The organism is Amycolatopsis sp. NPDC051371, from assembly GCF_040682155.1.
In the GTDB taxonomy this organism is placed as follows: Bacteria; Actinomycetota; Actinomycetes; order Mycobacteriales; family Pseudonocardiaceae; genus Amycolatopsis.
This window is the reverse complement of the sequence record NZ_JBFBAG010000012.1, coordinates 92,932-106,058: the sequence shown is the minus strand read 5'-3', so window position 1 is coordinate 106,058 and position 13,127 is coordinate 92,932. Positions and strand designations below refer to the sequence as shown.

11 protein-coding genes and 1 pseudogene are annotated in these 13,127 nt (G+C 70.4%); 8 read left to right on the top strand and 4 right to left on the bottom strand.

From position 1 onward, the window contains the following. Nucleotides 1-107: 107 nt before the first annotated feature. The gene (locus AB0M59_RS17320; protein ID WP_364615737.1) at nucleotides 108-815 is read right to left on the bottom strand and encodes a DUF6008 family protein; all 708 of its coding nucleotides are present in this window, start codon (nucleotides 813-815) and stop codon (nucleotides 108-110) included. A gap of 110 nt (nucleotides 816-925) precedes the next feature. Further along, a complete protein-coding gene (locus AB0M59_RS17315; RefSeq protein WP_364615735.1) occupies nucleotides 926-1,576 on the bottom strand; it encodes a LysE family transporter in 651 nt (216 codons plus the stop codon). Between the two features lie 187 nt (nucleotides 1,577-1,763). On the opposite strand from AB0M59_RS17315, the gene AB0M59_RS17310 reads away from it, so the two are divergent. Further along, nucleotides 1,764-2,558 carry an SDR family oxidoreductase gene (locus AB0M59_RS17310; RefSeq protein ID WP_364615732.1) on the top strand — a complete coding sequence of 265 codons (795 nt, stop codon included), beginning with the start codon at nucleotides 1,764-1,766 and terminating at the stop codon, nucleotides 2,556-2,558. A 306-nt stretch (nucleotides 2,559-2,864) separates the two neighbouring features. Beyond that, nucleotides 2,865-2,990 (top strand): hypothetical protein, encoded by a 126-nt coding sequence (locus AB0M59_RS17305; RefSeq protein WP_364615729.1) that lies wholly within the window; start codon nucleotides 2,865-2,867, stop codon nucleotides 2,988-2,990. Between the two features lie 2 nt (nucleotides 2,991-2,992). Here AB0M59_RS17305 and AB0M59_RS17300 read toward each other — a convergent pair whose 3' ends face one another. Then, complete coding sequence (locus AB0M59_RS17300; protein ID WP_364615726.1) at nucleotides 2,993-4,447, bottom strand: cellulose binding domain-containing protein; 1,455 nt, start codon at nucleotides 4,445-4,447, stop codon at nucleotides 2,993-2,995. A gap of 120 nt (nucleotides 4,448-4,567) precedes the next feature. Continuing rightward, entirely contained in the window at nucleotides 4,568-6,607 is a 2,040-nt protein-coding gene (locus AB0M59_RS17295; RefSeq protein WP_364615723.1) for a phosphocholine-specific phospholipase C, read from the bottom strand. Nucleotides 6,608-6,839: 232 nt separating this feature from the next. Between AB0M59_RS17295 and AB0M59_RS17290 the strand changes: the two genes are divergently transcribed. The 6 genes and pseudogenes from AB0M59_RS17290 to AB0M59_RS17265 all read left to right on the top strand — a co-directional run bounded on the left by AB0M59_RS17290 (nucleotide 6,840) and on the right by AB0M59_RS17265 (nucleotide 13,017). Next, the gene (locus AB0M59_RS17290) at nucleotides 6,840-7,085 is read left to right on the top strand and encodes a hypothetical protein (protein WP_364615720.1); all 246 of its coding nucleotides are present in this window, start codon (nucleotides 6,840-6,842) and stop codon (nucleotides 7,083-7,085) included. Between the two features lie 180 nt (nucleotides 7,086-7,265). Continuing rightward, a pseudogene (locus AB0M59_RS17285) lies at nucleotides 7,266-8,105 on the top strand (glycoside hydrolase family 16 protein); the annotation flags it as partial. A 503-nt stretch (nucleotides 8,106-8,608) separates the two neighbouring features. Continuing rightward, the gene (locus tag AB0M59_RS17280; protein ID WP_364615717.1) at nucleotides 8,609-9,532 is read left to right on the top strand and encodes a serine hydrolase; all 924 of its coding nucleotides are present in this window, start codon (nucleotides 8,609-8,611) and stop codon (nucleotides 9,530-9,532) included. After that, nucleotides 9,529-10,488 carry an endonuclease/exonuclease/phosphatase family protein gene (locus tag AB0M59_RS17275; protein ID WP_364615715.1) on the top strand — a complete coding sequence of 320 codons (960 nt, stop codon included), beginning with the start codon at nucleotides 9,529-9,531 and terminating at the stop codon, nucleotides 10,486-10,488. Before AB0M59_RS17280 ends, AB0M59_RS17275 begins: the two co-directional genes overlap by 4 nt. A 427-nt stretch (nucleotides 10,489-10,915) precedes the next feature. Next, nucleotides 10,916-11,959 (top strand): LacI family DNA-binding transcriptional regulator, encoded by a 1,044-nt coding sequence (locus tag AB0M59_RS17270; RefSeq protein ID WP_364615712.1) that lies wholly within the window; start codon nucleotides 10,916-10,918, stop codon nucleotides 11,957-11,959. A 77-nt stretch (nucleotides 11,960-12,036) separates the two neighbouring features. After that, nucleotides 12,037-13,017, top strand: a complete 981-nt coding sequence (locus tag AB0M59_RS17265; protein WP_364615709.1) for an ABC transporter substrate-binding protein — start codon at nucleotides 12,037-12,039, stop codon at nucleotides 13,015-13,017. Nucleotides 13,018-13,127 lie beyond the last annotated feature (110 nt).

Below are 13,127 nucleotides of genomic sequence, written 5' to 3'. Positions count from 1 at the left end.
CGCCCAGTGGGCGGGGCCGGGGCGCGGAGTCGGTGGTTTTTCATTTATAATCGTTTTACAACATTTCCCCCCCCCCCCCCCCCGGCCACGGCAGCCTCCGGCGCCCGTTACGCCGCCTGCCGGGTGAACTCCGGAACGGGCTGAAGGAAGAACGTCGCCCGGACCTCGCGGCGTTCGCGCCACAGGTGGTACAGCGCGAGGCCGAAGATGATCGAGCCGATGACGTTCGCGACGAAGTGCCACCACACGCGGTAGGTCGTCAGCCCGATGCCCGGGTCGACGAGGCCGAAGAACGTCGACAGCCCGATCGCCCGGGGCGCGCCGAAGCCCACCGACAGCGTGAGGACGAGGTGCTCGAGGCCGTGCAGACCCTGCATCCAGACGCCCATCTTCGCCCAGCGGCGGGCGCGCGTGCCGAGCGCCCGCCGCGTGATCACCATGACCCCGGCCAGACCGGCGAGAAAGATGAAGTTGCCCGTCAGGTGCAGCAGTTCCATCCCGAACGTCTTGCGGTCCGGCAGGAGCGTCTGCAGGCCGTTCGCGAGCCCGGTGCCCCACGGCGTCATCCACGCCGGGGAGTTCGGGTGCCCGAGCCAGTAGCCGACCTGCGCGATGTGCTCCTGGACGTGCCCGAGCTGCCCGAGCACGCCGACGCCGATCACCGCGACCGAGCCGCGGTACACCCACGGCCGCACCGGCCCTCGGTTCGCGTACGCCAGCACCCCGACCGCCGCCCACATGGCCAGCGCCCACAGCACGAGCACGGTCGCCCCCGCGACGTCCCAGCCGGACGTCGTCCCCATCGGCATGGTCATGGCCGCCTCCCGTCATCGACGGCCGAGCTTAACGGGGAAAAGTGCCGCGCAACGTCTTCGGATGTGCGCCAGATAGCTGGACAAGCTGTTACACCGCAACGGTTTTCCGGTCAAGTGAGGACAAGTCGGACGGCCAGTGCGGTGATCACCGCGCTCGACACCAGCGCCGTCACCAACCGGCCTCGCGGTCCGGTGAGGACCCGTCCGAGCAACGCCCCGCCGCCGGCCAGCAGCGCTTGCCAGCTCGCCGAGGCGGCGAACGCGGCGAGCACGAACACGACCTGCTCGAGCACCGACACCGCGGTACCGGCGCGGTCGCCGACGACCAGGGCGGTGAAGTAGACGACCGTCGTCGGGTTCACCAGCGTGATGCCGAGCAGGCTGACGTAGGCGCGGCCGGGCGCGAGCGGCGTCACGGGCCGGGCGGTGGCCTCGCGGTGAGACCGCAGCGCCGAGACAGCGCCGCGGACCGCCAGCACGACCAGGATCCCGGCCGACACCAGCCGCAACGGCCCGGCGACCGGCGCGATGAGTCCCGCGATCGCGGCGCCGCCGAGGACCGCCACCAGCGCGTACACGCCGTCGGCGGTGGCGACGCCGAGGGCCGCGGCCAGGCCGGTCCGCAGCGACGTCCGGGCGGTGAGCGCTACGAGGTAGGTCGCGACCGCGCCGACCGGGATCGCGATGCCGTAGCCGGCCAGCAGGCCGGCGAGCAGCGCCCCGGTCACGGCGCTGGGGCGATCGACCTCCGCGGACGGCACGGCTGCTGCTGGACCGGCGCGGTGGTCGCGGCGACAGTCGGCAGGAGCGGAGTGCGGTAGGAGGTCATGCGCAGATCGTGGCGCCGCCGGGCCGGGCCGGCAACCGGATTTCCCCAGCCGGTGCGCGCCGGGCGGCTGTGCTTGAATCGCCCGGAGGGAGCGGCCGACGCGAGAAAGGGTTTTCACGATGCGGGTCGACCTGAGCGGGAAGACGGCCCTGGTCACCGGGTCCACCGGCGGCATCGGCTCGGCGATCGCGGCGGGCCTCGCGGCCGCCGGCGCGCGGGTCGCGATCAACGGCCGGAGCGAAACCGGGGTGGCGAAGGCCATCGCACGCCTGAAGGAAGAGTTGCTGGACGCCGATCTGATACCGGCCCCGGGTGACGTCTCGGACGAGGCCGGCGCGGCGCAGGTCGTCGAAGAGGTGCCCGACGCCGACATCCTCGTCAACAACCTCGGCATCTTCGGCGCCCAGGAGCCCCTCGACATCACCGACGCCGACTGGCGGCGCTACTTCGAGGTCAACGTCCTGGCCGCGGTGCGGCTCACCCGCGCGTACCTGCCGGGCATGACCGGCCGCGGCTGGGGCCGGATCCAGTACATCGCCAGCGATTCGGCGATCGTGATCCCGGCCGAGATGATCCACTACGGGGTGTCGAAGACGGCGCTGCTCGGGGTGTCGCGCGGGTTCGCCAAGCACGCGGCGGGAACCGGGGTCACGGTCAACGCCGTGATCGCGGGCCCGACGCACACCGGCGGCGTCGAGGACTTCGTCTACGAGCTGGTGGACAGGGACCTGCCGTGGGACGAGGCCCAGCGCGAGTTCATGAAGAAGCACCGGCCGCAGTCGCTGCTGCAGCGCCTGATCGAGCCCGAGGAGATCGCGAACCTGGTGGTGTACCTGAGTTCCCCGTTCGCCTCGGCGACGACGGGCGCGGCCGTGCGCGTCGACGGCGGGTACGTCGACTCGATCGTTCCCTAGCCGGGACCCGTTCCCGCCCAGGAGTACGGGGGAACCCCGGGTGGGAACGGGAGTGGGTGCCGGTACGGGGGCCGCCTCGCGGCGGAAGGCACAACACGGCTCCAGCGTTACCGGTATTCCGTGAAGGCAAGGGGTGAGGCCCGGGGGCACCGCCGTACCGACACCGGGTACAACGCTTCCACCCCGCCGGTGTTCCCGCGGCCGGGAGTGACGTGCGTCGCCACCGTCCGGGGTACCCCGCGCAGGGGTCGCCCGGACGTGCGTGCCGGCTGTCGCGATCGGCTGCCGTGGTTCATGATCGACTTCATGGACCACTCCGAGACACCGGCGAAACCCGCCCCGGCCCTGCGCCGGGTACTCCTCGCCGCGGCGGCGGGCGCAGTGCTCGCCGCCGCGGCGTGGGTGGCCCTCTGGCTGGCCATGCACCTCTGACGCTACGGCGTCACCGGGATGTTCGTCAGTCCCGACGTCGCGTTCGTGACCGTGTTCGACGCGTACACCACGTTCGGGTTCGCCGCGCACTTCGACACCGAGCTGATCTTGATCGCGTAGGCGCCGACCCCGCCCAGGTCGGACTTGTTGCCGCGCCACACGTTGCCGCACCCGTTGTCGAACGACGGCGATGTGCTCGTGTTGTGGTTCTCGTAGCCGTTGGCGAACGTGCCCGGCGAGGAGAACGTGCCCGTGTTGTTCTCGATCGTGTAGCCGATGCCCTTGACGTCGATCCAGGAGTCCGCCGAGTTCTCGCCGGAGATGCCGCGGCCGTCGAAGGTGTTGCCGCGGATCACGCCGTTGAACGTCCCCTCCTTGACGTCGATCGGCTCGGCGGCGATGAACGGGCCGATGTGGTTGTCCAGCACCTGGATCCGGTCGCCGCGGTCGACGCCGCCGGAGTTGCCGTGGCAGGCCCAGTTCGAGTTGGCCGAGCCGAGGTAGACGCCTTCGCCGTAGCCCGGCTGCACCAGCCCGGTGGAGGTGATCGTCGAGTTCTTCAGCACGCTGTCGGCCGACGAGCGGCGGAAGTGGACCGCCTCCTCGTCGACGTGGTTGACGTTCACGCCGTCGATCGTCGTGTGCGGCGAGTTGTCGACGACGATGCCCTTCTTGGACTCCTGCACGGTGAAGCCGGTCAGGTTCCAGTACGGCGCGCCGGACAGCCACAGGCCGTAGCCCGAGTCCCAGCCCGCGGTCGGCGAGGGGCAGTCCGGGGCGTCACCCGACGGGCCGTCGTTGATGAGGACGGCGTTCGCCGGGCCCGACAGCGTGATGGGCTTCGCCGCGGTGCCGGCCTTCGTCGTGACGAAGGAGCCGCGGTAGGTGCCGGCCGCCAGCTTGATCGCCTGGCCCGGCGCGGCGTTCGCCAGCGCTGCCTGCAATTGGGCCGCGGTCGAGACGGTGACGGTGTCCCCGGCGGGTGGGGGAGTCGTGGTCGTCGTCGGCGGGGGAGTCGCGGTGGTGGTCGTCGGCGTCGTCGTGACCGGACCGCCGCCTGCGCACGGGAGCCCGTTCACCGTGCAGCCCGCGGGCAGTCCGGAGCCGGCGACGTTGAAGCCGAAGTTCGCGGTGGCGCCGGGCTTGATCGTGCCGTTGAAGCCGGCGTTCGTGAACTTGTAGTGCTGCCCGGCCTGCGTCTTCACCGAGCTCCACGAGCTGCTCACCGACGTGCCGGCGGGCAGGTCGAATTCGACGGTCCAGCCGGTGGCGGGCGCGTCGCCGTGGTTGGCGATCGTGTACCCGGCGCCGTAGCCCCCGGTCCAGACCGAGGTCTGCGCGAACGTGGCGGACAGGTTCGCCGCGGCGGCCTGCGCGGTGACCGCGCCGGTCAGCGCGAGCGCGGCCGAGACGGTGGCGGCGCCGAGTAAAACGGCACGACGACTTCGTGGGGACACCAAAGGCCTCCGGAGAACAGGGACAGCGGAGGTGTTGCGGCGTACACCCGGACTTTCCCTTTATAGGTCACGGATGTGACGTGCGTCAATGAGCTGAACGGCCGTCATGGATGTGAACACCTAGCCGGTGATGCTCGGTGCGCCCGTCTCGACGTGCCCGCTGAACCGGCGGAGGAACTTCGGGTCGGCGTCGAGCGTCGCGGACAGGTCGTACCAGCCGGAACCGTAGGCGACGGGGTTCCAGTCGTCGGTCACGGTCTGCCCGGCCGTGAGGGGGTACGTCCAGGGGCCGTCGGCGCGGTAGTGGTTCGCGGTGACGGTGATCTTGACGGCCGTCGTGCCGCTGTTGCGCATCGTCAGCCGCAGCTTGTTCTCGGCGGTGTAGCTCCCGAGGACGTCGACGCCCGCGCCGGCGCTGTTCGCGTCCCCGGCGAAGACCCAGCGGAACCGGTTGGGGCCGTGCACGGCGACGCCGTACTTGCCGCCGCCGTGGAGCTGGATCCGCCAGGTGTCGCTCACCTGCGCACCGGGCGCGAGGTCGTAGGGCCACGGGCCGTCGGCCTGGCCGTCGTTGCGGTAGGCCATCAGCTGCACGGCCGCGGTGCCCGGGTTGGCGAACGTCGTCGTGAGAATCTGGCGGTCCGCGCTCAGCGACGTCGTCACCGACGGCCGGTAGGGGAGCGCGCGGGCCGGGCGGGTGCCGGCTTCCTGCACCGGGACCTGCTGCTTCCCGGTCGCGGGTGGCGTGGGCTTCGGCAGCTTCCGCTGGGTGGCGTCGGCCTGCTTGCGCAGGGCGGCGGTCTCGGGGAGCAGCGGGATCTGCACGTTCGGGGTGCCGAAGTCGAAGCACGTCATCAGGTCGCCGCAGAGCGCGCGGCGCCACGCGCTGATGTTCGGCTCGGCGACGCCGGTCCAGCGTTCGAGGAACCGGATCACCGACGTGTGGTCGGTGACCTCGGAGCTGATCCAGCCGCCGCGGCTCCACGGCGAGATCACCGTCATCGGCACCCGCGCGCCGAGCCCGATCGGCTTGCCGCCGATGTATTCGCCGGCGGTCCCGGACGGCGCGATCGGCGGCGCGACGTGGTCGAAGAAGCCGTCGTTCTCGTCGTAGTTGATGAGGACCACGGTGGACTCCCAGAGTTGGGGGTTGGCCCACAAGGCGTTCAGCACGGTCTGGGTGTACGCGGCGCCGTCGACCGGGCGGGCTTCGGGGTGCTCGCAGTAGCCGTAGGGCGCGACGATCCAGGACACTTTCGGCAGTGAGCCGCTCGCGCAGTCGGCCGTGAACTCCGCGAGCACGTGGTTCACGTCCTTGCCCTGGCCCGAATCGGGTCCCCAGGTCTTGAATACACTGGCCCGTTTGGACAGTTCGCTCGCGTAGTCCTGGTGGTAGGCCTTGAAGAGCCACAGCGGGTTGTCGCCGTAGTCGCCGACGAACGAGCCGCTCGCGTCGCCGACCTCCTTGTTGGCGTACACCTTCCACGAAACCCCGTGCTGCTGCAGGCGTTCCGGGTAGGTCGTCCAGCTGAAGACGGGCTTGTAGTCGGCGGGGTTGTAGTTCGCGGGGCCGCCGCCGTGGGCGTCGGCGTCGATGGTGCCGGTGAACAGGTAGAGCCGGTTGGGCGTGGTCGGGCCCTGGACCGAGCAGAAGTAGTGGTCGCAGAGGGTGAACGCGTCCGCGAGCGCGCGGTGGAACGGGATGTCGCCCTGGTCGAAGTAGCCCATGGTCAGCTCGCCCTTGGCTGCCACCCAGGCGTTGTTCGCACCGCTCGCGATCGCCTGGTGCTGGTCGGCCCAGCCGTGGCCGAGGTCGCCGAGGTCCTGACCGTCCACTTTGGTCGTGTCCACTCGGAACGGCAGAAGGTACTTCCCGTCGCTGCGACCGGAATCGTTCTGGTGGAAGACGTCTTGGCCATTCGGTTGCACGATCGCGGACCGGTCGCCGTAGCCGCGGACGCCCTTCATCGTGCCGTAGTAGTGGTCGAACGAGCGGTTCTCCTGCATGAGGACCACCACGTGCTCGACGTCGGAGAGGTTGCCGGAGGCGCGGGGTTCGGCGAGGGCCTCGGTCATGCCGGGCGGCAGGGCGCCGAGGGCGCCGGCGGCGGCGACCCCGCCGAGGAAGCTGCGGCGGGTGAGCTCGTGCGGGTCGGCCATCACGGGAGCCTCCAGGGGACCTCGGCAGGGCAGCGCCAGCGTAGGTGATCGAAGCTGTTCGGAAACACCGACGTTCGGACGGAATCATGCAGAACGAAGTTCACGAGGTGTTCGATTCGCGGCCCGGTCGCGTGACACTTTCCGGTGACCCGGACGTGAACCCGCGCCGGACGGGGAATCTTCTTCACCACAAACCCCTGGCACACAGGGGAGATCGCGGAAGGAGAGCACGATGAAGACCCGAATCGCTTCTTGGGCGGCGGCTGCCGCGCTCACGGTTTCGGCGGTGGTCGCCGCGGCGGCTCCGGCGTCCGCCGATCCGGTCCCGGGAAACCCGAACCAGTTCTACGCCTACTGCTCGGTCGACCTGCTCGGGGTGCCGGTGGCGTGCACGCAGACCGACGAGGCGTACGCCTCGCACATCTGCCAGTACTTGGCCACGCCGCTCGGGATCGGCCTCGACTGCATCCAGCGCTGATCCGGCGTGGGTTGCCCGAAAGTACCCGGTGGTCCGGACCATCGGGTACTCGTCGGAAAATGTCCGACCGATTACTCTTGTTCTTCGCCAGGTGCCCGTCCATACTTTGTTGCCATCCACAACAAATAGGGTGCCGGTGAGCCGCCAGCCGTCGCCCGCGGAACGGAAGGGGCGACGACGATGTCGACCAGGAACTCCGCCCGATGGCGGCGGACGACCCGCCTGCTGGTGGCGCCCGCGGCTCTGCTCGTGGCAGGCGCCGTGGTGGCCGCACCGCAGGTCCAGGCCGCGCCCGCGGCACCACTCGCGAGCTTCAACGACGACTTCGACGGCCCGGCGGGCAGCGGCGTCGACGGCTCGAAGTGGGTCCACGAGACCGGCGACAACGTGAACAACCACGAGCGGCAGTGGTACACCGACGGCACCGCCAACGCGGCGCTCGACGGCCAGGGCCACCTCGTGATCACCGCGAAGAAGGAGAACAGCGGAAACAACTGCTGGTACGGCGCCTGCGAGTACACCTCGGCGCGCCTCAACACCTCCGGCAAGTTCACCGCGTCGTCCGGGCACATCGAGGCTCGGATGAAGCTGCCCCGCGGGCAGGGCATGTGGCCCGCGTTCTGGATGCTGGGTTCGGACATCGGCAACGTCGGCTGGCCGCAGTGCGGCGAGATCGACATCATGGAGAACGTCGGGTTCGAGCCGAACACCGTGCACGGCACCATCCACGGCCCGGGTTATTCGGGCTCCGGTGGCATCGGCGCGGCCTACAACGGGCCGAACTTCTCCGACGACTTCCACACGTACGCGATCGACTGGTCGCAGGACCGGATCGTGTGGTCGGTCGACGGCAACGCCTACCAGACCCGCACGCCGGCCGACGTCGGCGGCAACCAGTGGGTGTTCAACCACGACTTCTTCGTAATCTTGAACCTCGCGGTCGGCGGCTACTGGCCCGGCGACCCCGACGGCAGCACCCAGTTCCCGCAGCAGCTCGTGGTCGACTACGTCCACGTGAGCTGAGGGGTTCAGACCAGCGGGACCGGCTTCTCTCCGCGCGCGGCGGAGGGGGCCGGTCCCGCGCCATGTCCCGGTCCGGGTTTCGCGCGGGCTGCGGCGGACGTCTTGAATGAGTCATTCAGGTCTCCGGAGGTCCTGAATGACTCATTCAAGACCTTCGCGGGCGGCGCGGGCCGTGGGTAGGAGACCGCGAAGCCGGCTGGCGGCGAGCTGTGGCATTCCGGCCGGCGGAGGGGCCGGTCCTGCGCCATGTTCCGGTCCGGCGCGAGTTCCCGCGCGGGCCCGGGCGGATGTCATGAACGACTCGTTCCGGTCGCCGGACGCGATGAACGAGTCGTTCATGACGTCGCGTCCTGTCACGCCGCGGTTCGTGACGCGGCTTTGGTACAGAATCGGGACACAGCTGGTTCAGACCTGTCGAACAACCCCGACGGCCCGGCGATCTTCCCCGGAGACAGTGAGGGAGTGCGCTCGAAGCGCACCCAGTCACCCGGAGGAACCTCATGGCCCGTACCCGCATCCCACCCGTCGCCGGCGGGCTCGCCGCCGCCGTGGCGGTGGCTCTCGCCGTGGCCTGCTGGGTCCTCTTCCCGCCCACGGTCGACGGCCGCGCGAGTGCTGCTCGGCCCGCTGTCGACCTGCCGCTGCCGTGGCCGGCCGAAGGGCAGGCCAGCGCCGAGGTCCAGGGCCTGGGCTCGCTCGGCAGCCGCGGGGAGCGGCGGCCGGTGCCGATCGCGAGCGTCACCAAGGTCATGACCGCCTACGTCGTGCTGAAGGACCACCCGCTCGCCGCGGGCGATGCGGGCCCGCGGATCACGGTCGACCAGCAGGCCGAAGCCGAGTCGACGTCGTCCGAGGAGTCGAGCGCCCCCGTCCGCGCCGGTCGCGAGATCAGCGAACGGGACCTCCTGTCCCTGATGCTCGTCCCGTCCGGCAACAACGTCGCCCGCCTGCTCGCCCGGTGGGACGCGGGCAGCCAGGACGCGTTCGTCGCGAAGATGAACCGCGAGGCCGCGGCGCTCGGCATGACCAGCACGACCTACACCGGCGCCAGCGGCGTCGAGGACTCGACGACGAGCACCGCCACCGACCAGCTGCGGCTGGCGCGCGAGGTGATGAAGAACGACGTGATCCGCGCGATCGTCGGAACCGCGAGCCTGCGCGTCGACGGCGTGCCCGGTGACGTCGTCAACACCAACACCCTCCTCGGCCGCCACGGCGTGATCGGGCTGAAGACCGGCTCGTCGACCGCGGCCGGCGGCGCCCTGATGTGGGCGGCGAAGACCGACGGCGGTGCGCTCATCCTCGGCGTCGTCCTGCACCAGAACCCGGGCGGCACCCCGTCGGCCGGGCTGCGGGTCGCGCTGGACACCAGCGAGACGCTCATCTCGGCGATCCAGCGCGAGCTGCCGGCGGCGACCCGGTGACCGCGACCCTCGAACCGGAGAAGACCGTGCCGGACCGCGGGACCTGGCGCCGGGGCCGGGTTGTCGCGGTGTTTTCCGCGCTGACGGCGCTGCTGCTGCTCGCGCACCCGCTGGTGCCCAACTGGGTGGGCAACGCCGGCAGCCTGCTGGAGACGTTCCTGCCGTGGACGGGCCTGCTCGTGCTGCCGCTGCTCGTGGCGGCGCTGCTCCGGCGGTCCGCGCTGGCGCTCGTGTCGCTGCTGCTCCCGGCGCTGGTCTGGGGCGGCTTCTTCGGCGGCAGGCTGCTCGACCGGACGGAAGGTGGCGGCGACCTGACGATCGTCTCGCACAACGTCAACGACGAGAACCCGGACCCGGCCGGCACCGCGCGCGCCCTGGCGGCCTCGGGTGCGCAGGTGATCGCGTTGGAGGAGCTGAAGAAGTCCGAAATCCCGAAGTACGAGGACGCGCTCGCCGCCGGCTACCCGCACCACTCGGTGCAGGGGACGGTCGGGGTCTGGAGCACGTTCCCGCTCAGCGACACACGACCGGTGGCGATCATGCCGTGGACCCGCGCGCTCCGGACCACAGTGGACACTCCGAAGGGCCCGGTGGCGGTCTTCGTCGCGCACCTGCCTTCGGTGCGGGTCCGGCTCGACTCGGGCTTCACGGCGAACGGCCGCGACGAGGCGATCGGCCTGCTGGCTGACGCGGTCGCGGGGGAGCCGTCGCCGCGCACGGTGCTGGTCGGCGACTTCAACGGCACGGCCGACGACCGGGCCCTGGCGTCGATCACCGCGCGGATGCAGTCGGCGCAGGACGAAGCGGGGGACGGCTTCGGGTTCAGCTGGCCGGCCGGGCTGCCGCTGGCGCGGATCGACCAGGTCTTCGTGGCGGGGGTGCGGCCGGTGGCGTCGTGGACGTTGCCGGCGACGGGCAGCGACCACCTCCCGGTGGCGGCTTCGCTGGCCCTCTGACGCCGACGCCCCGGTGGTCCACCACGAAGGGCACCCTCGCCGCCGCCCACCAAACGTCTTGAATGACTCATTCAGGTCTTCGGAGGTCTTGAATGACTCATTCAAGACATGCCGGCACCCGCGCAACCTCCGATCCGGATTGGCCACCCGACTTTGCCGAGACCGTGGACTCAAGAGCCATGAGGTCCCCTTCTTAGCGGGCCGAACATGCGCCTTGAACACCGCGGTCCCCGCCATCCGGTGATTTACCAACACTCCTTCCCGCAGGTCCAGCCGCGAAGCCGCGAACCCGAGCCCCTACGGCGTACGTGACGAGACCGTTACGCACCCCGGTCTTGACCCCGCCGGTGTTATCGCTAACACTGACTCCTCGCCGTCACCGGAACGGGTGACGGAGACCACGTCGACGTGTGCGAAAGGGGATGCCGTGGCTGAACGACCTCGCTCCGGCGGCCCCGTCAGGATGACCGCCGCCGGTACGCGGCAGCCCAGCCTGACCGACGTCGCGGGCGTGGCGGGCGTGTCGCACATGACCGTTTCCCGGGTCATCAACGGGACCGGTCCGGTACGCCCCGAAACCCGCGCCCGGGTGCTCGCCGCCATCGAAGAGCTGGGCTACCGCCCGAACTCCGCGGCCCGCGCGCTCGTCACCGGACGCACCGGAACGCTCGGTGTCGTCGCCCTCGAGTCCAACCTCTACGGTCCGGCCAGCACGCTCTACGGCATCGAGAACGCCGCCCGCGAAGCCGGGTACGCGATCACGATCTCCAGCGTGAGCCGTCCGGGCCGGTCGTCGATCGCCGACGCGGTGGAGAACCTCCGCCGCCAGGCCGTCGAGGGCATCATCGTCATCGCCCCGCACGTCACCGCGGGCCGCGCCCTGGAAGCCGCGCCCGCGGACTTCCCGGTCGTCGCCGTCGGGGGCGGGGAGGCCGCGCCGGTCCCGGTGATCTCCGTCGACCAGCGCGACGGCGCCCGCCGCGCCACCGAGCACCTGCTGGCCCTGGGGCACCGCACCGTCTGGCACGTCGCCGGGCCCGAGGACTGGCTCGAAGCCCGCGACCGCGAGCTCGGCTGGCGGGAAACCCTGGAACGGCACGGTGTGGACGTTCCGGAGGTGATCCGCGGCGACTGGAGCTCGCGCTCCGGCTACGAGGCGGGGCGATCCCTCGCCAAGGAAGGCGACCTCGACGCCGTCTTCGCCGGCAACGACCAGATGGCGCTCGGCCTGCTCCGCGCGTTCGCCGAAGCCGGCGTCTCGGTGCCGCGCGACGTGCGCGTCGCGGGCTTCGACGACGTACCCGAGGCGGCGTACTTCACGCCGCCGCTGACCACGGTGCGCCAGGACTTCATCGAAGTCGGGCGGCGCACGTTCGGCCTGCTCACCCAGCGGATGGACGGGGGCGACCGGCACGCGCGCGCCCTGGTCGTGCCCGAGCTGATCGTCCGCGAAAGCACCGGGCCGCGTTAGCGCCGTACGCGCGCCCGCCTCAAGAAGACCAGCTCCGAATGTTAACGCTAACAGATTTGATCACCGTCGATCGAGGAGTGAACGTGCTGAAGAAGCGATGGGCCGCCGCGGCGGCCGCGGCGGCCGGACTCGTGCTGCTCACCGCCTGCGGGAGTGGTGGTTCCTCCGGCAGTTCCGGCGGGGCCCTCACGCTCGGGTTCGCCCAGGTGGGCGCCGAGAGCGGGTGGCGGACGGCCAACACCAAGTCGATCCAGGAGTCGGCGAAGACCGCGGGCATCGAGCTCAAGTTCTCCGACGCGCAGCAGAAGCAGGAGAACCAGATCTCCGCGATCCGCTCCTACATCCAGCAGAAGGTCAAGGTCATCGCCTTCTCGCCGGTGGTGGAGTCCGGCTGGGAGACCGTGCTCAAGGAGGCCAAGACGGCCAACATCCCGGTCATCCTGACCGACCGGGCGATCGACTCGCCGGACAAGTCGCTCTACAAGACCTTCCTCGGCTCGGACTTCATCGCCGAGGGCAAGAAGGCGGGGGAGTGGCTGACCAAGGAGTTCGGCAGCGCCACCGGCCAGGTGAACATCGTCGAGCTGCAGGGCACCACCGGTTCGGCGCCGGCCAACGACCGCAAGAAGGGCTTCGCGGACGTCATCGCGGCGGATCCGAAGTACAAGATCGTCGCGTCGCAGACCGGTGAGTTCACCCGCGCCAAGGGCAAGGAGGTCATGGAGGCTTTCCTCAAGTCCCAGCCCAAGATCGACGTCCTCTACGCGCACAACGACGACATGGCGCTCGGCGCCATCGAGGCGATCGAAGCCGCGGGCAAGGTCCCGGGCAAGGACATCAAGATCGTCTCGGTCGACGGCGTGAAGGACGCGCTGCAGGCCCTGGCCGACGGCAAGATCAACCACGTCGTCGAGTGCAACCCGCTGCTCGGCCCGCAGCTGATGGACCTGGTGAAGAAGGTTTCCGCCGGTGAGTCGGTGCCCGCGCGCATCGAGACCCAGGAGACCGAGTTCGACCAGGCGTCCGCGAAGGCCGCCCTCCCGCAGCGCCAGTACTGACCGTCGCCCGCGGGTCGTGAGTGAGAAACAGGGCCGTCGGTGCGGGCCGTGGGTGGCCCGGGTTCCACCGTCGCGGTGGGCGGCTCGGGGGCGCAACGGGTCGGGCGGGG